The organism is Burkholderiales bacterium, assembly GCA_013695435.1.
Classification (GTDB): Bacteria; Pseudomonadota; Gammaproteobacteria; order Burkholderiales; family JACMKV01; genus JACMKV01.
Genome location: JACDAM010000002.1, coordinates 1 through 20,606, shown reverse-complemented (window position 1 = coordinate 20,606; position 20,606 = coordinate 1). Strand labels below are relative to the sequence as shown.

Genomic DNA, 20,606 nt, shown 5'->3' with positions numbered 1-20,606 from the left:
GTAAAAATCGTAGCCGCATTCTTTGAAGATGCGCGCGAACGGCTTGCCGTAATCTTTCGACGCACTGCTCGGCAGCTTTTGCGCGAGATCGGCCGCGGCTTCATCACTGCAGCGCAGGTATAGCTGGACGCGGCCGCCGAACAGGATCGCGTCGTTGGTGCGGCCCATACTGGTCATGAAATCTTTGGCCGGCGGCGGCAGCGGCGCGGCGCCCGCGCCATCGATCAACTGCTCGAGCGGAAAGCCGAGCGCGTGCACCTTGTGCAGCGCGACTTCGAGCACGCGGGCGACGATCTGCACGACGCCAGCCAGGCTTGAAGTCGGCGTCAGGATAAAGGTCAGACTGTCGGCCGGCAGCTTGCAGTCGCGCACGACTTTGTCGATGACCTCAGGCGGCGGATGACGATCGACTTCGAGCACCAGGCAGGCGGAATCGGCGCTGTCGCGATAACCGAGTTCGGCGTACAGCTCTTCCTTGCCAGCCAGCGCGCGGCCCGGCCCCGAGCCCAGCGCATGAAACGCGCCTTTGCCGCTGCCGTGCGACAGACTCCAGCCTGCGTACTGGCTGCCGAGGCAGGCGAGCACCGGGTTCGCGGTATGCACGCTGACCGACAGCGGCCAGGCGCCGGACGCGCTTTCGAACCTGACCGCGCCGAGGCCACCCAGGCAGATTTCGGCGATGCGACGACCGGCTTCGATCCCGCCGGGATTGGCAATACCGGCATCGATGATGCGCGCGCCGGCGCCCCCGGCCTCGCTTGCGGCCGCGGTCTCTACGCCTATGCGCAGCATCTCGGCGTCGCGCACCAGCGCGGCGACCAATGGCGCGGCCAGTGCGTTAACACTGGGATGCGCCTGCGCTTTGCCCGCTTCCGGCTTGCCGGTTTCATTCAGGCTGGGCTTCGATTCGGACGGGCTCTTCATGCTGCTTTTTTCCATAGCGCAATATCGACGAGTTGCTCGCGCGCACGCAACGATCGCATGACTGAATTGGGCTCGCAGCCTTCAGCGTGGACCGTACAAACCGGCGTGCCGCGCATGATCACGCTGCCCGGCGGCGCAATATCGCTGCACCACGGCGCAAACTGCGTGTCCGGCGCGATAGTCACATTGTTTTGCGCGTAGACAATGGCGTGGGCGCGCACCATGAACGGCAATTGCGTCGGTGGGCGCTGCGGCGGAAGTTCGCCGCCGCATGCTCGCAAATGCCACTCGAACAACGGGAAATCGGCATCGTACAGATCCAGCGTCGCCGGCGGTCGCGGATTGATTTCGAGCACGCTGTAATCATCCCCGCCAGTCAGCAAAAAATCCATGCCATTCAGGCCCACCATACCGGTTTCGGACACCAGACGATCGAGCCGATCGGCGATTTCGCTCTGCAAAACTTGCCCGAGCATCACGCGATTGATAGCGCCGCCATAGAGATAGGTTGAGGCGGCACAGCTTGCGGCACGATTGGCCTTCCACTGTTGATTGAAGCCGACGACAGAAGCGCGTTCGCCATTCGCCAGAAACAGAACCGATACCGAACGCCCTAATGTCAATCTCTGGTAGTAGTGGGCTGCGGAATGATACGAGCCGGCGCCGGATGCCGCGGTCGCCGTCGCCGCCGATACATGACCCCCGCCGCTGCCGCCGCAGCGCTTGATCAGCCAGCTTTCGAGATCGTCCGGCGCATCGAAAGCAATCCGCGGATGCGGCATTCCCAGACCATCGAGCAAACCGAAAAAAGAAGCCGGGTGTTTCAGCCGGGCGACCGTATCCGGCGTATTGCCGTACAACTTGCGCCCTCGCGACAAGCGTGTCAGAAGATCGGGGCAATCTTCGAAGCCGGCGCCCACGACCAGGCCCGTGCATTGCTCGCTCGGGCACAGCGTGTCGGCGGCGCGCAGCAAATCTTCGGCGTCGAAGCCGTAAACGCCATCGCCGCGCGGCGCGATTTTTTGCGTCGCGCGCGCGTAGCGCCGCGTATCGACATCGCCGAACAAATCGAGCGCAACGACGGCGACGCCGGCGCGGTGCGCGGATTGCGCGAGGGCTCTACTTGCCAGTGCGGCGATCAATAACACCGACGTATTCCCGCGCCGCCACGAACGCATCGCGAAAATCGAGATACAAGGGCTCGTCCGCTTCGAGCATTCTTTCGAGCAGGCCTCGCTGCACCTGATACTTGACGTTGCCGATGGCAAGCGCGCCGATACCGATGGCCTTGCCCGAGCCGGCGGCAACGGCGTTGCCGTTATCCATCAGGCCAACGCCTTCGATACCCGCTGGCGGCACCGCGTTGATGTCGGCGGCGACCAGGAGGCGCGCCGCGCCAGCCAATTCACTGGCCGACAGCACCTGGACGCCGGCCTTGGCAGTGGCCATGATGACGTCGACGTCTTTCAGCAATTGCGTTTTCTGCTCGCTTGAACTCGCATCGGCCGCCTTGGTATCGGCGCCGTAGCGCGCGTTAGCTGTTTCGGCCGCCACTTGCGCCCGGTTGACGCTGGTATGGCTTGCGACCATGACATCGCTGCCTGACGACGACGCCAGCACAGCAGCCGCCAGGCCGACCGGACCGGTACCGCCGAGGATCAGCACCTTGCAGCCTTGGAGATCACGCTTGTGATGTTCTTTCAACTGGCGCTCGACAGAGGCTACCATCGCCGCCGCCGTCGTGAACGCGCCGCTCGGATCGGCGAACACCGAGACTTCGAACGGCGGCACCATCGAATTGCGCGCGGCATCGAGCATGTCGGCCGCCATACCGATTTCGCGCCCGCCGATGAAAATGCCGGTGCGCTTCACGCCTTTCGGGCCGCGCGAAAAAATCGCATCCTGGGTCAGACCCGCGACTTCGGCGAGCGTGACTTCGGTGTAGGAGGTAATCGCGTCATACCCGGCGTCGTAAGCCATGTTCACATCGAACGGACTGACGTTGCGGGTCGGCGTCATCATGTGCAGTAAAAAACGTTTTTCCATTGCTCCGGTGGTGGTTAGTTAATCAAGCGCGGATTGAACCGCATCGAGTTCACGCGTAATTGGCGGCATTCTGCGCCCGCGCTTCCCTCACCCAAATTTCGCCGCCGCGATTGCGGCCTTGGTAAACCGCGAAGCGCAGCGCAGTACGTCCATTCCCGCCGTTTCCATTCCACCAGGCGCGCGCGGCTTCCAGCAGAACTTGTGCGCGGTCTTCGCTTTCGACGATAACGAAACCGGTTGGCCCCCACGAGCTCTGGCCGATGCCCGACGCACCGCGCCCGGCGAACCAGGCCAGCGCTTCGGCGACGCGAGGGCTGGCGTAACGCCCGCCCTGAGCCTGTGCAAAATAATCGCCGATGGCTTGCTGCAATTCCGTGATCGCCGCGCCGAACTCCTCGATATTCGCGGCCTGCAGCGAGGGTAAGGCGCGCAACAGAACGAGCCGGCATAATTGCGCCGAACTGGCTTCCGGAAACATGGGTAACGCACAGAAGGCGCCGCTTTCTTCTCCGCCGTGCAGGCCCTGCGCGCTGTCGTCGAACACCAGCAGCACGCGCCAGTGCGCTGGAAAAGCGAGCCGGCTGACGATAGGCGGTACGCCTGAATCGCCGATGATGGCGGAGCCGCCATCAACCAGAAAACCGCCTTGATCGAACGCCCCGATGCCGATACCGGAACGGCGGCCGCGATCGAGCAGCGCCGCGACCGTGCTGGCCGACGTCTCGAGATCGAACAGCCGCGCAACCGCGCAGCCGACGGCTAACGCCATTTGCGTCCCGGAGCCAAGCCCGACGTGTTCGGGAATCGATTTTTCAACCTCGATGCGTACGCAACCACCGTTCGTATCCATGGTATGGAGATCGAACTTGCGCTGCAGGATCTCGAGCAACGGCAAAATGCGAGGATACCCTGCACCTGCCGAATTCGAAGTCGCGCGCTCGGCGCGGATTCGCGTGCTCAAGCCATCTATCGTGAGCCCAACGCCGCCAAACCGCCGGCCGCCCAGACGCCCGAAATCGAGAAACCCCATGTGCAGGCGCGCCGGAGCTTCGACGACGACCGAGCGCTGGGATGGCTTGGTTCTGTTCATTGGGGAGTTTAATCGTACGACTTAGCGCAACTATTATGCCATTCGGAATTTCTGATTTTTATCAGACGGCTGTACCGTAATTTCGCTGCCGCTGCGACGCAGGCGGAGCAGGCGACGAAGCAGGTTGTCACGCAGCGTGAGCAATTGCAGATGTCTCGCAATGCCGGGCCGGGTTATTCGCGCCTGGAATTACGCCAAAATACCGGCATTGGCCGGTGATGGCAATTTTTTCTCGCCCGCTGGCCTGTCAATGCGGCCTGTCGATGCGCTATCAATGGCATATTTTCTGCTCACAGGTTCTGGATTTTTTACCCGCAATTTTAATTTCTTTACCCGCCTGTTAAGCTTCCTTCCGATGACCACCGAATTTCCCGAGCAGCGTTTCGAAAATGTGACCTGTCCGTTCTGCGGATTGCTCTGTGATGACCTCACGATCAGTGCGAATTCGCAAACCGGTAACTTGCGCGTTCTCGAAAACGGTTGTCCGATAAGTGAGCCTGCGTTCGCCGGCCTCGACGCCAGGGCAGGCGCGCCGCGCATCGACGGCAAGAACGCGACGCTGCAAGACGCGATCGCGCGCGCCGCGAAAATCCTGCGCGGCGCCCAGCGGCCGTTTATCGGCGGGCTGGCAACCGATGTCAGCGGCATGCGCGCGGCATTGGCGCTCGCCGACCGTTGCGGCGCCGTTATCGATCATATGAACAGCGCCGCGAATTTCCGCAATCTGGCCGTCTTGCAGGATACCGGCTGGGTGACGACGACGTTCGCTGAAATCCGCAACCGCGCCGATTTTATCCTCGTCGTCGGCACCGATATCGTCAGCCGCTTTCCACGATTTTTCGAACGCATGGTGTGGCCTGCGCACACGCTGTTCACTGAAAGCAGGCTGCCGCGCGAAATCGTCTACCTTGGCGAAGCTGTCGGGCCCGGCGCTTCGTCGGCCGGTCATCAATCGGGCCGCGCGCCGTACCCTCAGTCCAGCCATACAGGCTGCAAAAATTCGGATTTGGGCGAGGTCATCGGCGCGCTGCGCGTGCTCGTCGACGGCCGCGCATTGGATGCCGATGCGGTCGCCGGCATTCCGCTCGCGACCTTGCAGGCGCTCGCGGCGAAAATCCGCGATGCGGCTTATGGCGTCGCGATATGGGCGGCAGCCGATCTCGATTTCCCGCATGCCGAGCTGACCGTGCAAAGTCTGTGCGAAATGCTGAAAGACCTGACTCGCAGCGGCCGCTTTTGCGGCTTGCCGCTTGGCGGCAGCGACGGCGACCTGACAGCAAATCAGGTCAGCGCATGGCAGAGCGGCTACGCGCTGCGCACCAGTTTCAACGGCGGTTACCCGAACTATGATCCCTACCACCATTCGAGCCAGCGTTTTTTAGCGGCGAACGAAATCGATGCGCTGGTCTGGATTTCGAGCTTCGATGCGCGCCGCCTGCCGCCCGTCTGCGATTCGCCGACCATAGTCCTCGGCCGCGTCGGCATGACGTTCGAGCGCGAGCCGCAAGTTTATATTCCGATCGCGACACCGGGGGCCGATCACTCCGGCCACCAGTTCCGCAGCGATAACGTGGTCGCGCTGCCGCTGCGCAAACTGCGCGCCAGCGGAATAGCGAGCACGGCTGATGTCCTGACTGCCATCGAAAACGAGTTGACTTCGGATGAATAAAATCACTCTGACTCGATTTTGCCTATGCTGAGCAAACTGACGGGTGGCAGCGTTTACGATCCGGCGCACGAGATCAACGGCCAGGCGCGCGATATCTACGTCCGCGACGGCCGCATCATCGATGCGCCGGGCATCGACCAGCGCATCGATCGCGAGTTCGACCTGCGCGGCAAGACTGTCATGGCCGGCGCAATCGATTTGCATACACACGTGGGCGGCGGCAAGGTCAACATCGCGCGCAACATGATGATCGAAGACCACGCCAACCACGCCCATCAACGCACACCGCTCAAGCGTTCCGGCTGCGGCCATGCCGCGCCGTCGACCATGAGCGCCGGCTACCACTACGCTGAAATGGGCTACACCGCGTGTTTCGAACCCGCGGTTCTTCCGTTCAACGCGCGCCAGGCGCACATGGAAATGGGCGACACGCCGATTGTCGACAAGGGCGGTTATGCAATGCTCGGCAGCGACGATTTTCTGCTGCGCCTGCTCGCCGAAAACGCCGATCAGCAAGTTATCAACGATTATGTCGCATGGACGCTGCATGCGACGCAATGCATAGGCATCAAGGTCGTAAACCCGGGCGGCATTTCGGCGTTCAAGTTCAATCAGCGCAAGCTCGATCTCGACCAGGCGAATGCGCATTACGGCGTAACGCCGCGGCGCATTCTCGGCTGCCTGACGCGCGCGCTGTCTGATCTCGGTGTGCCGTTTCCACTGCACGTGCACGGCTGCAATCTCGGCGTTCCCGGCAATCTGCAAACGACGCTCGACACGATGGGCGCGCCTGACGGATTGCCGATGCATCTGACGCATATCCAGTTTCACAGTTACGGCCTTGAAGGCGACCGCAAATTCTCGTCGGGCGCGGCGCAAATCGCCGAAGCGATCAACGCCAATAAAAACATTTCGTGCGATGTCGGTCAGGTCATGTTCGGCCAGACCGTAACGGCCTCCGGCGACAGCATGGCGCAATACCGCAATGCGCCGTTCGCCAATCCGAATCGCTGGGTCGTGATGGATATCGAGTGCGATGCCGGCTGCGGCGTCGTGCCGTTCCGTTATCGCGACCAGAATTTCGTCAACGCGCTGCAATGGGCGATCGGCCTCGAAATCTTCCTGCTGGTCGATGATCCGTGGCGGATTTTTCTGACCACGGATCATCCGAACGGCGCGCCGTTCACCACCTATCCGCATCTGATCCGGCTCCTGATGGACAAGAGCTTCCGCAACGATATGTTCGCGACCCTCAGCAATGATGCGAAAGCGCTGTCGACCCTGGCCAGCATCGCGCGCGAATATTCGCTTTATGACATCGCGATCATGACGCGGGCGGGGCCGGCGCGAACGCTGGGGCTCGCCGATCGCGGTCATCTCGGGGCGGGTGCTGCGGCCGATATTACCGTCTACACAGATAACGCCGATCGTCAGGCAATGTTCGAGAAACCCGACTATGTGTTCAAGGACGGCGAACTCGTCGTGCAGGACGGCAAGCTGGTGAAAGTCACATGGGGCAACGTGCATGTCGTCCAGCCCGAGTTCGACCACGGCATCGAAAAACGCCTGCGGCCGTACTTCGAGCGCTACCAGACCATACAGCTCGATAATTTCAAAATCACCGCCGATCAGTTGCGCGAATGCGGGCACGGCGCGAGAGCGATGGTGCACGCCTGCCACAAGCGATGAACATCAACGGCGTCCTGATAGACGACACTTTTGCCGAAGCTTTCGGCATGAAGGCGACGCGGATTCTGATCACCGCGCAAAATCTGAAGTGGGCTTATCACTCTGCGAATGCCGTCACCGGTTTCGCCACTTCGGTGATCGGGTGCGGCTGCGAAGCCGGAATCGAACGCAAGCTTCCTCGTAGAGAAACGCCAGACGGGCGCCCGGGCGCGTCGGTTCTGCTGTTCGCGGTTTCGACCAAGGAATTGGCCAAGCAGCTTGAGCGCCGCGTGGGCCAGTGCGTGCTGACCTCGCCGACATCGGCGGTTTTCGCCGGCATCATCGAAGGTGAAAAACTGCCGCTAGGCAAAAATCTGCGCTACTTCGGCGATGGTTTCCAGATTTCGAAACTGATAGCCGGCCGCCGGTACTGGCGCGTGCCGGTGATGGACGGCGAATTCCTGGCCGAGGAAACGACCGGCATGGTGAAAGCGGTCGGCGGCGGAAATTTTTTGATCCTCGGCGACACCCAGGAACAGGTGCTGACCGCGTGTGAAGCGGCGATCGAAGCGATGCGCAAGCTGCCGAACGTCATCATGCCGTTTCCGGGCGGCGTTGTGCGTTCGGGATCCAAGGTCGGCTCCAGATACAAGGCGCTGATGGCATCGACAAACGACGCGTTTTGCCCGACATTGCGCGGCGCAACGAAGTCCGAGTTGCCGGAAGGCGTCGAAGCGGTGCTTGAAATCGTCATCGATGGCTTGACCGAAGCCGACGTGCGCGCGGCAATGAAAGCCGGCATCGCCGCCGTCTGCAGTTTCGGCACGGGCGGCGGCATCCGTCGCATCACGGCCGGCAACTACGGCGGCAAGCTCGGGCAATTCCAGTTTCATTTGCGCGAAATCATGCGGGAAGCCGTGCAATGAGCGGCCTGACTTTCAAACTGAAAGCGCGACCACCGCAGCGCGTCGATCTGTCGCCTCTCACGCCCGACAAACTCACAGGGCTGAAGCCCGATGCGATTGCCGCGATCGAATTGCAATCCGGCAATCGGAAAATAAAAGTGGCTGAGTTGTTCGATATCGGCGGTGATGACGCGACGGAAATCGCCATTGAAAACAGTTGCAGCAAACTCGATTACATCGGCCACGGCATGACGCAGGGGAGCGTCGTTGTCCACGGTGATTGTGGCGCCTATGCCGCATTCAACATCCGCGGCGGCACGCTGACGATCGAAGGCAATACCGGCGCCTATGCCGGCTGCGGGATGAAAAGCAGCGTGCTGCGGATTAACGGCGACGCCGGCGATTTCCTTGGCGCTGCTCTGCCCGGATTCCGCCACGGCATGGCCGGCGGGACCATCATCGTCAGCGGTTCGGCCGGCGAGCGCATCGGCGATCACATGCGCCGCGGCGCGATACTGATCGAGGGCAATGCCGGCGATTACTGCGGCTCGCGCATGCTGGCCGGCACCATCGCGGTGCTGGGCAAGGTCGGTAACCATTGCGGCTTCGGCATGAAACGCGGCACGCTGCTCTTGTCGTCCAGGCCGCAACAGCTATCCGCGTTGTTCAGCGATTGCGGCACGCACAATCTGAATTTCCTGCCGCTCCTGATCAAATCCTGGGGCGCCCTGCCCGGCTGTTTTGCCGAACTGCAACCGCGAAAGCGCGTCCGCCGCTACGCCGGCGATAACGCGAATGGCGGCAAGGGTGAGATTCTTATCTGGTCGGACTAGGAGTTTGTTGAAAACCGCAACGTGTCATTGCGAGAAGCGTTATTGCAACGAAGCAATCTCTAAGCTCTTGATACTACTGAAAGACGGGATTGCTTCCCCCCAGATCGAGTCCGGGGTCGCAATGACGGACTTTGCTGATTACTCGATCAACAGCCGCGGAAAACGGTGCGAGCCCGGGCCGGCCGCATTCAGATCTTGCGCGCGGATCAGGCGCTCGGGCGTATCGAAAGGTGCTGTGATGACGAGATTCATATCGACAGCGTTACACCACAGTCAGCATGGTGCGGACCATATCGAAAGGTGCTGTGATGACGAGATTCATATCGACGTTGTGCACGATGCCTTCGATGCGTGAATCCACGATACGCATCTTGTAATACACGCCATTCCACGGATCGACGCTGACTTCCTGCGGCTTCTTGTGCAGGAACATCAGCGCGTATTCCAGATCGACCAGATCGTCGGCGCGAATCTGCCCGCTCGACCGGTACGGAAAATGGCAGACGTGCTGAACCCTATCGGCAATGCACGTGAACGGGCGCATTGCCAGAAAGTAGTCGCCGAAAGGCGCATCGGCGGGCACGACCCTGAATGTGTAGCCGCTGTTTTGCGTTCGAATTTGACGTGACCGATCGCGGTTTTTTCCCCCGTAGCGGTCACCAGAGAAATTTTCTTGCTGCCGCTTAGATCGGCGGCGGCAATCGCAGGCATTGCGCAGGCCGCCAGCAGCCATATGCTCAATGCATATCGTACAACGATCATGCGGCTCTCCTTAGCGGCAAACCATCGCGGAATGGCAAAAATTCGCCGGCCTGCATGGCTGTCCAGGTTTCGTTGTCGGTCAAAGCCGCGGTCGCGATGATCGCGACACGATCATCCGGCGTCGTAACATCGGTGAAATCGACCGTCACATCGCGGTCGCGCAGATGCGCGGTCGGAAACGGCGCCTGGCGGACGATGTAGCACAACTGCGTCGAGCAGTGCGCGAACAGGTACTCGCCGTTGGACAGCAAAAAATTGAAAACGCCGTGGCGCGAAATTTCCCGCGCGAGTTCGGCGACCGTTTGCATCACCCGCTCGGGGTCGGGCTCACCGTCCGGAAACGAGCGGCACAGCGTTTGCAGGATATAGCAGAAGGCGCGTTCGCTGTCTGTGCTGCCGACCGGGCAATAGCGATTGCCGATCGCAGGCTGGAAATTTTCGAGCGTGCCATTGTGCGCAAAAATCCAGTAGCGCCCCCACAGTTCACGCATGAACGGATGCGTGTTTTCGAGCGCGACCGGGCCGCGCGTCGCCTTGCGGATATGGGCGACGACGTTTTTGGAATGGATCGGATAATGGCGCACGAGATCGGCGACCGGCGAATCCACCGCCGATTTCGAATCGAGGAACAATCGGCAGCCCGGCCCTTCGAAAAACGCGATGCCCCAGCCGTCGGCGTGATGATCGGTCTGGCCGCCGCGCACGCGAAAACCTTCGAACGAAAAACAGATGTCGGTCGGAACGTTGCAATTCATTCCCAACAGTTGGCACATAAGCTTCCTGAAGAAACGCTGCGCTTTCGAGCGTTGATTTGCATTGCAGTATAGAGCGAACGTCCGCCGCTTTGAACATCGCCGGTAAAAAACTGCCACATTGTCATGTCGAATAAAACCTTCGCGCTTTCGGACGAGCTTTACGAATACCTGTTATCGGTATCGCTGCGCGAACCTGAAGTTTTGCGTGCGCTGCGCGATGAGACTGCCGGACAGCGCTTGTCGCGAATGCAGATCGCGCCCGAACAGGGGCAATTCATGGCGCTGCTTGCCAAGCTCATGGGCGCCCGGCGCTGCATCGAAGTCGGTGTCTATACCGGCTACAGCGCGCTGTGCGTGGCGCTTGCGCTGCCCGCCGATGGCAACATCATCGCTTGCGACGTCAGCGAAGAGTGGACCGCGGTCGCCGAGCGCTACTGGCGACAAGCCGGCGTGCGTGACCGGATCGAATTGCGTCTCGCGCCCGCGATCGAAACGCTCGATCGACTGCTCGCGGAAGGCAAGGCCGGCACTATCGATTTCGCTTTCATCGACGCCGACAAAGAGAATTACCGGGCTTATTACGAGCGCTGTTTCGAATTGCTGCGCCCGGGCGGGCTGATCGCAATCGACAATACCTTATGGTCCGGGAAGGTCGCCGACACCGCTGACCACGAGCAGGAAACCGAAGCGATACGGTCGTTCAATCGGCATTTGTATCGGGATCAGCGCGTCGAACTTTCGCTGGTGCCGATCGGCGACGGGATGACGCTGGCATTGAAAAGCCTGTGACCATTGCGGTGAAATCGGTGTGCATGCAGGGCCGTCCAGCCCGCCGACGAGAGGCGCCTCACGGTCGGACAGCCGCGGCGCCAGCCAGTCGAGCAATTGCGCGATCGCTGCATCGCTGGCTGCTGTCAAGGCCAGCGCGGCGCCTTCGGCATCGGCGGTTTTGGCCGGCTTTTCGACCACGAAAGTCCGTTGCGCGACTTCGCCGCTCTTGCCGCGCCGCTTCCCGCCGTTGAGCAGCGTCGCATGCAGACGAACCAGGGCGCGGCTGCTGCTGGCCGAATCGAAGACCTGGGCGAATTCTTCGAGTTGCACGCGCAGCGTGAAATCCGCATTCGAACTATCCTGATTCGTCATCGGCGTCGAGCCTGCGGCGGCGAGGCGCTGGCGCAGCCGCTGCGTCAGCAGATCCGCGGGCGACGCTGCCCATCGGCTATCCGCATAGGCGCGCCGAGCATTCGGGTTTATATAAGCGAGGCGATAGTGCAGCGCCGGCGTGTCCAGCCAGTCGGGCGCGGTGATTTCGGCTAGCGCAATACTGGCGTCGGGATTGAGTTGCTCCGAACGCTCCGATTCATCCCTGGCCAGCCCGAAATCGTAAGTCGTGATTGGTGGAGCGGGCCGCGGGCCTATAGAGCAAGCGGTGAGCAGCACGGCAGCCAGCAAGACGGCTTTACGCTTCATCGGCGCGCCGGTTCGCGCGCATCCGCCGGCGCTGCATAACCGCGTTCGCCCGGCCCCGGCACGCGTCCCGAACTGCCGAACAACAGGCTTTGCGGTTGCTCGCGCCATTCGATCAGCAAGCGGTCGAGCCGTTGCGAATTGTCCTGCAGATCGGCGATCAGGCGTTCCATCTGCGGCAGCGTGCTGCCGAGCAGCGCGCCGCTGATGTCGTCGCTGGCCTTGCCGAAGCTGTCGACGCTGTCGGCAACCCGGTCGGCGCTGGCGGCAACACTGTTCAGCGTATCGACGCGCCGACTGATTTCGCCGGCAAGCCGTTCGAGGCTTGCGAATGCCTGATCGGCGCCTTGCAAGGCATGGCTCGCATCCTTGCTCAAGCCGGGCAGGGTCTGCGCGCTCTGATCGAGATGCGCAATCAGATCGGGCAGCGGCTCCAGCGTCTGTTCGATGCGGCTGGTCAGGGCCGGCAACTCCTGCACCACCGGCTGTAAATCGGCCGCGACGTCGGCAATGTGCGAGGCGGCGCGGTCGAGGCTTTCCAGCGTGTTGACGACGTGGGCGCGGTTCTCGTCGCTCAGCAAAAGTTTAACGCGGTCGCCGATTTCGTTGATGCTCGCGATCAGCTCCTGCCCCGAACTGCCGACCTGATCGAGCAAGGAGGGACGCAGCGCTATGCGCGCCATCGATTCCGCGCTCGGCCTAAGCGGCTCGCCCTGTTCATCGCCGTCGTCGAGCGTCACGTAGGACAGGCCGGTGATGCCTTGGTAGCCGAGCTGGGCGTAGGTCGCGGTCGTGATCGGCGTCGTTTCATCGACCGAGATTTCGACCAGCACGGTGCGCGGATTTTGCGGATCGAGCGCGATGCTTTCGACCTTGCCGACTGCGACGCCGCGATAGCGCACGGCGGCCTGCGGCGTGAGCCCCGATACCGAGTGGCTGGAAACCAGAAGATAGCGCTCCGTGCCCAGCGTATCGCCGCGGAACCACAGCACGGCGAGCACCAGCGCCGCGCCCAAGAGCAGCGTGAACAATCCGGCCAGCAATGCGTGTGAACGATTTTCCATGCTCAGGAGATGTTGTTGCGGGCGGCTGTGGCCACATCATCGTTGCTATCGCCGGTGCCGTCGACGGCGGCCAGTGCGCGCTGGCCACGCTCACCGTGAAATAAACTCTGGATGAACGGATGGCGTATGTTGACGATCTCGTCCAGTGTGCCGACCGCAATCAGCTGCTGATCGGCCAACACGGCGACGCGATCGGCGAGCGAGATCAGGGTATCGAGATCGTGCGTGATCATGACCACCGTCAGCTTCAATTCCTTGCGCAAGGTATTGATGAGTTCGACGAAGCTTTCGCCGCTTTCCGGATCGAGGCCAGCCGTGGGTTCGTCGAGAAACAGCAACTCCGGCTGAAGGGCGAGCGCGCGGGCCAGCGCGACACGTTTGATCATGCCGCCCGACAACTGCGACGGCATTTTCGGCGCATGCTCGGCGCCGATTCCAACCATGCGCAATTTTAGCATGACGAGATCGGCGATCATCGGCGCCGGCAGCGCGCGCAGTTCGCGCAACGGCAGCGCGACATTGTCGAATACAGTCAGCGCGGTAAACAGCGCACCGTGCTGAAACAGCACGCCCCAGTGCCTGCGCATGCGCCTCAGATCGGCCGCGCTGGCGGTTTCCAAATCGTGCCCGAAAACCTTGACGGCGCCGCGCATCGGGCGATCGAGTCCGAGCATCTGCCGCAATAGCGTCGTCTTGCCGCTGCCCGATCCGCCGACGATGCCGAGGACTTCGCTGTCCCGCACATCGAGATCGAGATCGCGGTGAATCACCTGTTTGCCATAGCGCGTCCACAAGCCTTCGACGCTGACGATTGCGCTCACGGAATCCCGACTTCTGAAAACGCGACGGCAAAGATCGCATCGACCAGGATCACGACGGTGATCGCGGTGACCACCGAATTCGTCGTGCCAGCGCCAAGGCTTTCGGTATTCGGCTTGATGCGCAAGCCGAAGTGGCACGACACCAGTCCGATCAGAACGCCGAACACGGCGCCCTTAGCCAAACCGAGCCACAGATTCGCGACCGGCACCGCGCCGGGCAGCGCCGAAATGAAGTGCCGGTAGCCGATATTCAATTCCGCGCCGGCGGCGACCATGCCGCCCAGCAAGGCGATCGCGTCGGTCCAGAGCACCAGTAACGGCAATGCAATGGCCAACGCGACGATTTTCGGCAACACCAAACGCAGCGAATACGGGATGCCGAGCACCGCCAGCGCGTCGAGTTCCTGCGTGACCCGCATCACGCCGAGCTGGGCGGTCATCGACGAGCCCGAGCGCCCGGCGACGAGGATGGCGGCCAGCACCGGCCCGAGTTCGCGCAGGATACTGATGCCAAGGATGTCGACAATATAAACGTCGGCGCCGAACAGTTTGAGTTGCCGCGCCGACAGATAGCTCAAGACGATGCCGATCAGAAAACTCACGAGTGCTGTGATCGGCAAGGCCTGCGCGCCGGTGCGATGAACATTGGCCGAGATTTCGCGCCACGGCATGCGCGCCGGGTTGCCGGCGATGCGCGCGACATCGAGCACAGTTTGGCCGAGCAGGGAGGTGAAGGCGGACAGGTGATCGATGATATCGACGACGCGCTCACCGACCCTCGAAACCGGCGCAAGCGCGGACCAGACGCGCCGACGCCGCGCGCGCGGCGGTTTTGGCGCTTCCGCAAGCCGGTTGAACAATGCCTCCTGCTCGGGACGCAACAGGAGCTCTGCCGGCTTTTGCGCCCCCCATGCATGCCACAACAGCGTCGCGCCGGCGTCGTCGATGCTCCCAATCTCGCGCAAATCCCACGCACGCCGGCTGTAACGGCGCGCTTGCTGCGTCAGCGGCGGGATGCGCGCCGCCAAAGTGTCCAGCGTCCAATCCCCTTTCAGGGCGACTGTCGATGCCGGTGACTCCGTGGTTGCAAAGGAAGGAAGCTCACCTTCGGAGGGGAGCTCGCTCATAAGCCTGAGCGAGCGCCAGGGCCGGTGTTACGCATCGCCGCAACCGCAAAAACATCTGTCAAAGGTATTGACATAAATAGTATTGACATATAAGCAGATTGCCGTACAATACAAATTGTGCGGTGCAGCAATGCTGAGAATCAAGCGTGGCACCGGAGCGCTGTACCCGAGCAATTTACACACTCACGAATGGAGAACACAGCATGGATAACACAAGCAAAGTCAAGGAACAACTTTCAGCCGTCGCTCAAGCCAATGTCGACACCGCGCTGCGCTACGCCAGCATCATCCTCGGCAGCACAGAGCGCATGATCGCCATTCAGGTCGAAGCCGCCAAAAACGCGTTTGCGATCAGCGCACAAAACGCCAAAGCGCTATCGTCCGTCAAGGATGTGCAGGAACTCGATACACTCCGCACCAATCTGGTCAAGCCGAGCGTCGAACAGGCGGCCGACTACGCGCGCAGCATTTACAACGTCGCGACCTCGACTCAGACGGAACTCAGCAAACTGGTCGAAGAACAAGCCGCCAACTTCAATCGTCAGGTGGTGGAAGCGATCGATAGCGCGGAGAAAACCGCACCGGGTGCTTCAGGCATGGCCGTCGCCGCTGTGAAATCAGCTATCGCCGCAGCCAATACCGCGTACGAAAATCTGTCGAAAACAGCCAAGCAGTTTCAGGATAGCGCGGAAGCAACGGTAAATAGTGTCGCTGCGCAAGCCGGCAACGCCGCCGGTCAAGGCAAGAAAAAAACATCATAAGGCAGTGCAACTGGCAGGAAGCTCGCGGGTAATCCTCCTACCCCGTGCCTGAAAGCCCCGCGATGCGGGGCTTTTTTTTGCCTGATCTCGCGCTTTGTATTGTAGTAGTAGCACCGATGTCAGTCATCGGAACAATCGGCTGCGTCGCGCCAATCGAAGCCGAACTCAGCGACACCTTGCTTCAGATACTCTATCGCCCGATCGACTGCTTCGGGCTCGCCGCGAACACCCAGCTCGATGCGTCGATCGGCGCGCCCGACGGTCGGCAGGCTGAACAACTTCGCCGCGGGAAATTTCGCGACGCAACGATTCATCAGCTCGAGCAGCAGGCTTTCGTAAGCGCCGAACACAAGTATGGCGCGCTCCCGCTCGAAGGGGGCTGCTGAAGCGGCATGCTGCGAATCGAGCAGCCATTCGACCATCGGCCACGCCATTTCCGGAAAGCCCGGCAGGAAATGATGAGAACCCAGACTGAAGCCGGGAACGCGGTTGATTGGATTCGGAATGATGATGCTGCCGCGCGGCAATTCGGCCATCAGCACGCGCAGGGGCCAGGCGGAGGCGCCAAATTGCGCTTCGATCTCGGCGACCGCGTCAGGATGACGATACAGTCCGACTCCGGCCGCGCGCGCCGCGCATTGCCGTGTGTAGTCGTCCGGGGTAGCGCCGATGCCGCCGAAGCAGAAAACGGTACCGTCTTCCTGAGCAAACGACGCGCGCAGGCTTGCCGTGATCTGCTCGGGATCGTCATTGAGATACAGGCTCCAGGCCAAAACCAGACCGCGGCTGGCGAGCAATTCGCGCAGCTTCGCGAAGTGTTTGTCTTCGCGCTTGCCGCGCATGATTTCGTCGCCGATGATGATGGCGCCGAAACGCGCAGTGCGAGCGGGCATTAAGAGCTTGTCCGTGAATAATTCAGCCCTGCGCCGGGGTCAATGTGAGCGCAGGCCGCGAAGCAGGACGCGCCGTTGTGTCGGCCACAACCAGCGGCTTGCGACAAAGGGATGCGCTCACATTGACCCCGGCCCGAAGGGTTGGCGCCCGAAAACGCGTCTGCCGCGTTGCGAGCCTTGCCCAATGCATGACATTCGGGCTGCGACTCAAGGATTGCGGGCGGAGCGTAAATCGGACGATGAAGCCTGGTCAATCATCGGCGCGAACTTTAGAATCTGCTCCGTTCATCCATGTATATAGTTTTCGAGCTGATGGATGATGTACTCCTTTTCGGAGATGGTCGCCTGCACCAGGTCGCCAATCGACAGCAGGCCTAACACCTCGCTATTCTCGACGACCGGAAGATGGCGTATGCGCTTTTGCGTCATCAGGATCATGCAGTCTTCGATGTCCTGGGTCGGCATCACGGTAACGACCTTATCGCTCATGATGTCGCGGACCATCGTGCTGCGCGATGAGCGGCCCTGCAGCACGATTTTGCGCGCGTAATCGCGCTCGCTGATCATGCCGACCATTTTCCCGTCGCCATCGCAAACGATCAGCGCGCCAATGTTGTATTCCGCCATCAAGCGGACCGCCTCATAGACGGAAACATCCGGGGCGACCTTGGCCAATGGCCGGGGGGGTTTATTACGCAGCAGTTCCTCGACGCTTTTCATGTGCAGTCCTCGCTCGCTACTCCTGTTTTTAGTGTAGACCTTTTCTTGCGCCCCTGCTCTGTCGCCTAACTGCGACAGGCCGCTAGGTAAGAGACATGCGATTTCCCGGCTCGGCGTCGCCTGAGCCCAACAGCTTTTCACCCAATGACCTGGCCTCTTCCCTTTGGCAATGTGTTAAACGCCTATTCTGTATAGACAAATACATGTGGCATAGCGTTTGCTAAAACGGGCCAGCAATGGCTTTCGCCAGATAATCATCAGACCAACCAGATAAGGAACAACACCATGAAAAATCATATCGCACTCGCAATTGCTCTCGCCCTTGGTTCGACATTCGCCATCGCTGGCGACAAGCATAAAAGCGATTCGACTTCGGCCCCGGCCACCGAGAAGTCGGCTACGCAAGATCAAGCGCAGCCCAAATCCGGTGTAGCGATGAAAGAAGGTGCGGCCGGTGCGGCCGGTCCCGAGGCGACTACAGGCGCGAGCGGTGCAGCCAGCGGCGATGCCGCCGGAGCCAGCGCGACGACCAACGCCAGCGGCGAAGTCAAGGCCGGTGACGCCGACAAAGAAGACAAGGCAAAGAAATAACAGTAACAGTACTGCAACGGTTAAAAGGGGTCCGCCTCCCCCAGGTTCGCCCCTTTAATCCGTTCCATTTCAGTCCCTGAAAACCAGTCCCTGAATAATCCCGAACAAAAGGAGTTTATCGATTGAAACAGCAAATCGCGTTAGCTATCGCTCTCGCCTTGGGTTCGACCTTGGCCAGCGCCGGCGATAAAGCGGGCGCCTCGGTGGATGCCGGCGCGACTTCCGCAACCGCCGGACAAACGATGCGATGGGATCAAGTTGACGCCAACAAGGACGGCTACGTCAGCAAGGAGGAAGCGAAGGAAGCCAAAATTGCGGCTGATTTCGCGTCCATTGACGTAAACGCCGATGGTCGTCTCTCCAAAGACGAGTTCGCGGCCTTGCGAGCGGGCAGCGGCGCGGCAGGACCCGCCGGACCGGCGCCCGATGCTGCAGCGTCCGACGACAAGATGAAAAAGCAGTAAACAACGATTGGGAACCCATGATCTCGCGATGAGAAACCAGATCACCTTAGCCGTAGCCGTGATGCTGGGTTCCAAGCTGCTCATGGGTTCCGCGCTGGCTGTCGCGGAGGAAGCGTCCGACGCAGCCAGGCATTCGGCGATTTGGGATCAGACTGACGCCAACAAGGATGGCTACGTCAGCAAGGACGAAGCGAGCGCCGTTGCTCGAAAAATGAGTCCGGCGATGGATTTCATGGCGTCGGATAAAAACCGTGACGGACGCGTTTCGAAAGATGAATACGCGGCAGCGCAGACCACACCACGCGCCAGCGATGGTTCCAAAGACCATGGCGCGACGGAACGCGGTGTAGCGGGCCCATCCGGTCCCGAAGCGAAGTGATCGAAGCGGCCAGCGTGAGCAAATGTTGACCACAGTTTCAAAGCGCGGTGTATTAGTCGTAGTTTTTTGATTAACCATCAAAAGGAGCTGGACATGAGAAAGGAAATCGCATTAGCCGTCGCCCTCGCCTTGGGCTCGACCTACGCACTCGCGACCGATAAGGCAGGTTCCGCCGCAGATGCCAGCGCGACCACGGGCGCAGAGAAAAGCACGAAGCAACCAGCCGCACGCGCCACCGACGGCAGCAAAGATCAGGGTGCAAGCGAGCGCGATGCCGGCGCTGCCGGGCCGGCCGGTGCGGCTGAGCCCGCAGCCCAGCCTGGTGCCGGCAGTTCGAGCAGCGATAGGCCGATCGACCCCGCTGCAACCCCGAAAGACGAAGAAAAAATGAAGAAAAAAGCGCAGTAAGCGTCAAAGCATCATAAAGGGGCCTGGCGGCCCCTTTTTTATTTGATGTCCGTCTTCGCCTACCTTCGTTTGTTCGCAGCGTCCCCAGTCGCCTGCATTCGGAAAGCATCATCTGGAAATTTGCGTCGTTCCCGGCTATGCAAACACTGAACGACGCGGCGATTGCTCTCTCAAACATCTATCGATCGAGCAAACACCACAAAGGAGCCCGTTATGAAAAAGCACCTGCCCTGGATTATCGCCTGTGCATTCGCTTCGCCGCTCATAGCCACGAATGCTGCGGCGGACGGCGTGATCGAAGGTTCATCGCAAATGCAATCGCAAGGGACGCTCAGCATGGAGCGGCTCGACACCAACGGCGATAACGTCGTCAGCAGAGGCGAGGCGCAAATCGGCGCCGGCGGAACCGTGCTCGATTTCATGACGGTCGATGCAGACGGCGATGGCCAGATTTCGGGAGACGAACTGAGCGCCGCGCGGAATAATTCATACGCCGACCGACCCGACGGGTACGGCGCCGCCGGAGGATCAGGTCCGGCCGGAGCGGATGGTTCAAGCTGGTCGACAACACCGCAAACCTCGAAGGTAGAGCGTGACGCGACCACGCCGGCCGACGCCACGCCGCCGCTTGACGCGCGTACCGACCCCACTCGCCCAACCGATGCCACGCCGGAGAACGGCAGGCACTACCTGGATCCGCGCTTCGGCAGCGCGGACGAAGCGGATGAAGATTACAGTCGAATCCGCGGCGCCGCCGGCAGCGCCGGTCCGGTCGACCCGCGCGAATTCGATCCACGCCGCGTCGACCCGCTGCAACCGGGAACGGCAAATGGTGGACCGAAAGAAACGATCAGCGCACCTCCGGTCCGCGGCAGCGGCGGCGGTGGCATCGAAGTGTTCAGGTAGTCCCTCCCGCCTATCATATCAAGGGGCCTGACGGCCCCTTTTCACGTCTGCTTTGCAAGGATCATCACGTTTCGCGAGTCCCCGTCGATTTCCTTTCCCTTAAAGCGACAGCACTTTCTCCTTTCCCCTTGACGGGGGAAGGCCCCGCCGACACGTTAGCCACAGGCCAGCTTGCGGGAGGCGGGGCCAAGGCGCGCTCCCCGCAAACGGCCGCTTCGCGGTAACGTGTCCGCGCGCCCCGCCGACACGTTAGCCACAGGCCAGCTTGCGGGAGGCGGGGCCAAGGCGCGCTCCCCGCAAACGGCCGCTTTCGCGGTAACGTGTCCGCGCGCCGGGATGGCGGTGTTAGTTGC

The 20,606-nt window shown here is 61.1% G+C and carries 22 protein-coding genes; 11 read left to right on the top strand and 11 right to left on the bottom strand.

Translation table 11 applies throughout. The features are described from left to right. The 4 genes from H0V78_00125 to H0V78_00110 form a co-directional block, all read right to left on the bottom strand. Positions 1–924, bottom strand: a 924-nt coding sequence (locus H0V78_00125; protein MBA2350233.1) for a methenyltetrahydromethanopterin cyclohydrolase, incomplete at its 3' end; no start/stop codon positions are given. Then, positions 921–2,072 (bottom strand): ATP-grasp domain-containing protein, encoded by a 1,152-nt coding sequence (locus H0V78_00120; GenBank protein MBA2350232.1) that lies wholly within the window; start codon positions 2,070–2,072, stop codon positions 921–923. The genes H0V78_00120 and H0V78_00125, both read right to left, overlap by 4 nt. Beyond that, positions 2,044–2,970: a methylenetetrahydromethanopterin dehydrogenase gene (locus tag H0V78_00115; GenBank protein ID MBA2350231.1), complete on the bottom strand. Its 927-nt coding sequence runs from the start codon at positions 2,968–2,970 to the stop codon at positions 2,044–2,046. Before H0V78_00115 ends, H0V78_00120 begins: the two co-directional genes overlap by 29 nt. A gap of 49 nt (positions 2,971–3,019) precedes the next feature. Then, entirely contained in the window at positions 3,020–4,060 is a 1,041-nt protein-coding gene (locus tag H0V78_00110) for a GHMP kinase (GenBank protein ID MBA2350230.1), read from the bottom strand. 355 nt (positions 4,061–4,415) lie between these two features. On the opposite strand from H0V78_00110, the gene H0V78_00105 reads away from it, so the two are divergent. The 4 genes from H0V78_00105 to H0V78_00090 are packed head-to-tail and all read left to right on the top strand — an operon-like array spanning position 4,416 to position 9,135. Continuing rightward, on the top strand, positions 4,416–5,729 hold the full coding sequence (locus H0V78_00105) for a formylmethanofuran dehydrogenase subunit B (protein ID MBA2350229.1): 1,314 nt from the start codon (positions 4,416–4,418) through the stop codon (positions 5,727–5,729). A 24-nt stretch (positions 5,730–5,753) separates the two neighbouring features. Then, entirely contained in the window at positions 5,754–7,418 is a 1,665-nt protein-coding gene (locus tag H0V78_00100; protein MBA2350228.1) for a formylmethanofuran dehydrogenase subunit A, read from the top strand. Beyond that, positions 7,415–8,323 (top strand): formylmethanofuran--tetrahydromethanopterin N-formyltransferase, encoded by a 909-nt coding sequence (gene fhcD / locus H0V78_00095; protein ID MBA2350227.1) that lies wholly within the window; start codon positions 7,415–7,417, stop codon positions 8,321–8,323. The genes H0V78_00100 and fhcD overlap by 4 nt, the downstream gene beginning before the upstream one ends. After that, positions 8,320–9,135, top strand: coding sequence for a formylmethanofuran dehydrogenase subunit C (locus H0V78_00090; GenBank protein ID MBA2350226.1), 816 nt, complete (start codon positions 8,320–8,322; stop codon positions 9,133–9,135). Before fhcD ends, H0V78_00090 begins: the two co-directional genes overlap by 4 nt. A 262-nt stretch (positions 9,136–9,397) precedes the next feature. Here the strand turns inward: H0V78_00090 and H0V78_00085 are convergent, their stop codons facing one another. Continuing rightward, positions 9,398–9,718 carry a hypothetical protein gene (locus H0V78_00085; GenBank protein MBA2350225.1) on the bottom strand — a complete coding sequence of 107 codons (321 nt, stop codon included), beginning with the start codon at positions 9,716–9,718 and terminating at the stop codon, positions 9,398–9,400. Positions 9,719–9,893: 175 nt separating this feature from the next. After that, complete coding sequence (locus H0V78_00080; GenBank protein ID MBA2350224.1) at positions 9,894–10,670, bottom strand: class II glutamine amidotransferase; 777 nt, start codon at positions 10,668–10,670, stop codon at positions 9,894–9,896. 105 nt (positions 10,671–10,775) lie between these two features. Here H0V78_00080 and H0V78_00075 point away from each other — a divergent pair, with 105 nt between their 5' ends. After that, a complete protein-coding gene (locus H0V78_00075; protein MBA2350223.1) occupies positions 10,776–11,441 on the top strand; it encodes a class I SAM-dependent methyltransferase in 666 nt (221 codons plus the stop codon). A 677-nt stretch (positions 11,442–12,118) separates the two neighbouring features. Here H0V78_00075 and H0V78_00070 read toward each other — a convergent pair. From H0V78_00070 to H0V78_00060, 3 genes are read right to left on the bottom strand one after another with little or no spacing between them, the layout of a single operon-like run. Next, positions 12,119–13,183 (bottom strand): MCE family protein, encoded by a 1,065-nt coding sequence (locus H0V78_00070; protein MBA2350222.1) that lies wholly within the window; start codon positions 13,181–13,183, stop codon positions 12,119–12,121. Between the two features lie 2 nt (positions 13,184–13,185). Next, the gene (locus H0V78_00065; protein ID MBA2350221.1) at positions 13,186–14,004 is read right to left on the bottom strand and encodes an ATP-binding cassette domain-containing protein; all 819 of its coding nucleotides are present in this window, start codon (positions 14,002–14,004) and stop codon (positions 13,186–13,188) included. Beyond that, positions 14,001–15,131: an ABC transporter permease gene (locus tag H0V78_00060; protein MBA2350220.1), complete on the bottom strand. Its 1,131-nt coding sequence runs from the start codon at positions 15,129–15,131 to the stop codon at positions 14,001–14,003. Before H0V78_00060 ends, H0V78_00065 begins: the two co-directional genes overlap by 4 nt. Before the next feature lie 203 nt (positions 15,132–15,334). Here H0V78_00060 and H0V78_00055 point away from each other — a divergent pair, with 203 nt between their 5' ends. Then, on the top strand, positions 15,335–15,892 hold the full coding sequence (locus H0V78_00055) for a phasin family protein (protein ID MBA2350219.1): 558 nt from the start codon (positions 15,335–15,337) through the stop codon (positions 15,890–15,892). 119 nt (positions 15,893–16,011) lie between these two features. Here H0V78_00055 and H0V78_00050 read toward each other — a convergent pair whose 3' ends face one another. Continuing rightward, on the bottom strand, positions 16,012–16,785 hold the full coding sequence (locus H0V78_00050; GenBank protein ID MBA2350218.1) for a competence/damage-inducible protein A: 774 nt from the start codon (positions 16,783–16,785) through the stop codon (positions 16,012–16,014). Positions 16,786–17,070: 285 nt separating this feature from the next. Beyond that, entirely contained in the window at positions 17,071–17,505 is a 435-nt protein-coding gene (locus H0V78_00045; protein ID MBA2350217.1) for a CBS domain-containing protein, read from the bottom strand. A gap of 285 nt (positions 17,506–17,790) precedes the next feature. Here H0V78_00045 and H0V78_00040 point away from each other — a divergent pair, with 285 nt between their 5' ends. The 5 genes from H0V78_00040 to H0V78_00020 all read left to right on the top strand — a co-directional run bounded on the left by H0V78_00040 (position 17,791) and on the right by H0V78_00020 (position 20,253). Beyond that, entirely contained in the window at positions 17,791–18,096 is a 306-nt protein-coding gene (locus H0V78_00040; GenBank protein ID MBA2350216.1) for a hypothetical protein, read from the top strand. Between the two features lie 122 nt (positions 18,097–18,218). Continuing rightward, complete coding sequence (locus H0V78_00035; GenBank protein MBA2350215.1) at positions 18,219–18,560, top strand: EF-hand domain-containing protein; 342 nt, start codon at positions 18,219–18,221, stop codon at positions 18,558–18,560. Positions 18,561–18,588: 28 nt separating this feature from the next. Beyond that, entirely contained in the window at positions 18,589–18,939 is a 351-nt protein-coding gene (locus H0V78_00030) for an EF-hand domain-containing protein (protein ID MBA2350214.1), read from the top strand. Between the two features lie 93 nt (positions 18,940–19,032). Then, a complete protein-coding gene (locus H0V78_00025) occupies positions 19,033–19,347 on the top strand; it encodes a hypothetical protein (GenBank protein MBA2350213.1) in 315 nt (104 codons plus the stop codon). Between the two features lie 213 nt (positions 19,348–19,560). Then, positions 19,561–20,253: a hypothetical protein gene (locus tag H0V78_00020; protein MBA2350212.1), complete on the top strand. Its 693-nt coding sequence runs from the start codon at positions 19,561–19,563 to the stop codon at positions 20,251–20,253. The last annotated feature ends 353 nt before the right edge of the window (positions 20,254–20,606 follow it).

What these genes read in the sequence shown, in the direction of transcription:
- H0V78_00115 (MBA2350231.1), bottom strand. Translation starts at nt 2,970, where the DNA reads ATGGAAAAACGTTTTTTACTGCACATGATGACGCCGACCCGCAACGTC.
- H0V78_00110 (MBA2350230.1), bottom strand. Translation starts at nt 4,060, where the DNA reads ATGAACAGAACCAAGCCATCCCAGCGCTCGGTCGTCGTCGAAGCTCCG.
- H0V78_00105 (MBA2350229.1), top strand. Translation starts at nt 4,416, where the DNA reads ATGACCACCGAATTTCCCGAGCAGCGTTTCGAAAATGTGACCTGTCCG.
- H0V78_00100 (MBA2350228.1), top strand. Translation starts at nt 5,754, where the DNA reads ATGCTGAGCAAACTGACGGGTGGCAGCGTTTACGATCCGGCGCACGAG.
- fhcD (MBA2350227.1), top strand. Translation starts at nt 7,415, where the DNA reads ATGAACATCAACGGCGTCCTGATAGACGACACTTTTGCCGAAGCTTTC.
- H0V78_00090 (MBA2350226.1), top strand. Translation starts at nt 8,320, where the DNA reads ATGAGCGGCCTGACTTTCAAACTGAAAGCGCGACCACCGCAGCGCGTC.
- H0V78_00080 (MBA2350224.1), bottom strand. Translation starts at nt 10,670, where the DNA reads ATGTGCCAACTGTTGGGAATGAATTGCAACGTTCCGACCGACATCTGT.
- H0V78_00075 (MBA2350223.1), top strand. Translation starts at nt 10,776, where the DNA reads ATGTCGAATAAAACCTTCGCGCTTTCGGACGAGCTTTACGAATACCTG.
- H0V78_00070 (MBA2350222.1), bottom strand. Translation starts at nt 13,183, where the DNA reads ATGGAAAATCGTTCACACGCATTGCTGGCCGGATTGTTCACGCTGCTC.
- H0V78_00060 (MBA2350220.1), bottom strand. Translation starts at nt 15,131, where the DNA reads ATGAGCGAGCTCCCCTCCGAAGGTGAGCTTCCTTCCTTTGCAACCACG.
- H0V78_00055 (MBA2350219.1), top strand. Translation starts at nt 15,335, where the DNA reads ATGGATAACACAAGCAAAGTCAAGGAACAACTTTCAGCCGTCGCTCAA.
- H0V78_00050 (MBA2350218.1), bottom strand. Translation starts at nt 16,785, where the DNA reads ATGCCCGCTCGCACTGCGCGTTTCGGCGCCATCATCATCGGCGACGAA.
- H0V78_00045 (MBA2350217.1), bottom strand. Translation starts at nt 17,505, where the DNA reads ATGAAAAGCGTCGAGGAACTGCTGCGTAATAAACCCCCCCGGCCATTG.
- H0V78_00040 (MBA2350216.1), top strand. Translation starts at nt 17,791, where the DNA reads ATGAAAAATCATATCGCACTCGCAATTGCTCTCGCCCTTGGTTCGACA.
- H0V78_00030 (MBA2350214.1), top strand. Translation starts at nt 18,589, where the DNA reads ATGAGAAACCAGATCACCTTAGCCGTAGCCGTGATGCTGGGTTCCAAG.
- H0V78_00025 (MBA2350213.1), top strand. Translation starts at nt 19,033, where the DNA reads ATGAGAAAGGAAATCGCATTAGCCGTCGCCCTCGCCTTGGGCTCGACC.
- H0V78_00020 (MBA2350212.1), top strand. Translation starts at nt 19,561, where the DNA reads ATGAAAAAGCACCTGCCCTGGATTATCGCCTGTGCATTCGCTTCGCCG.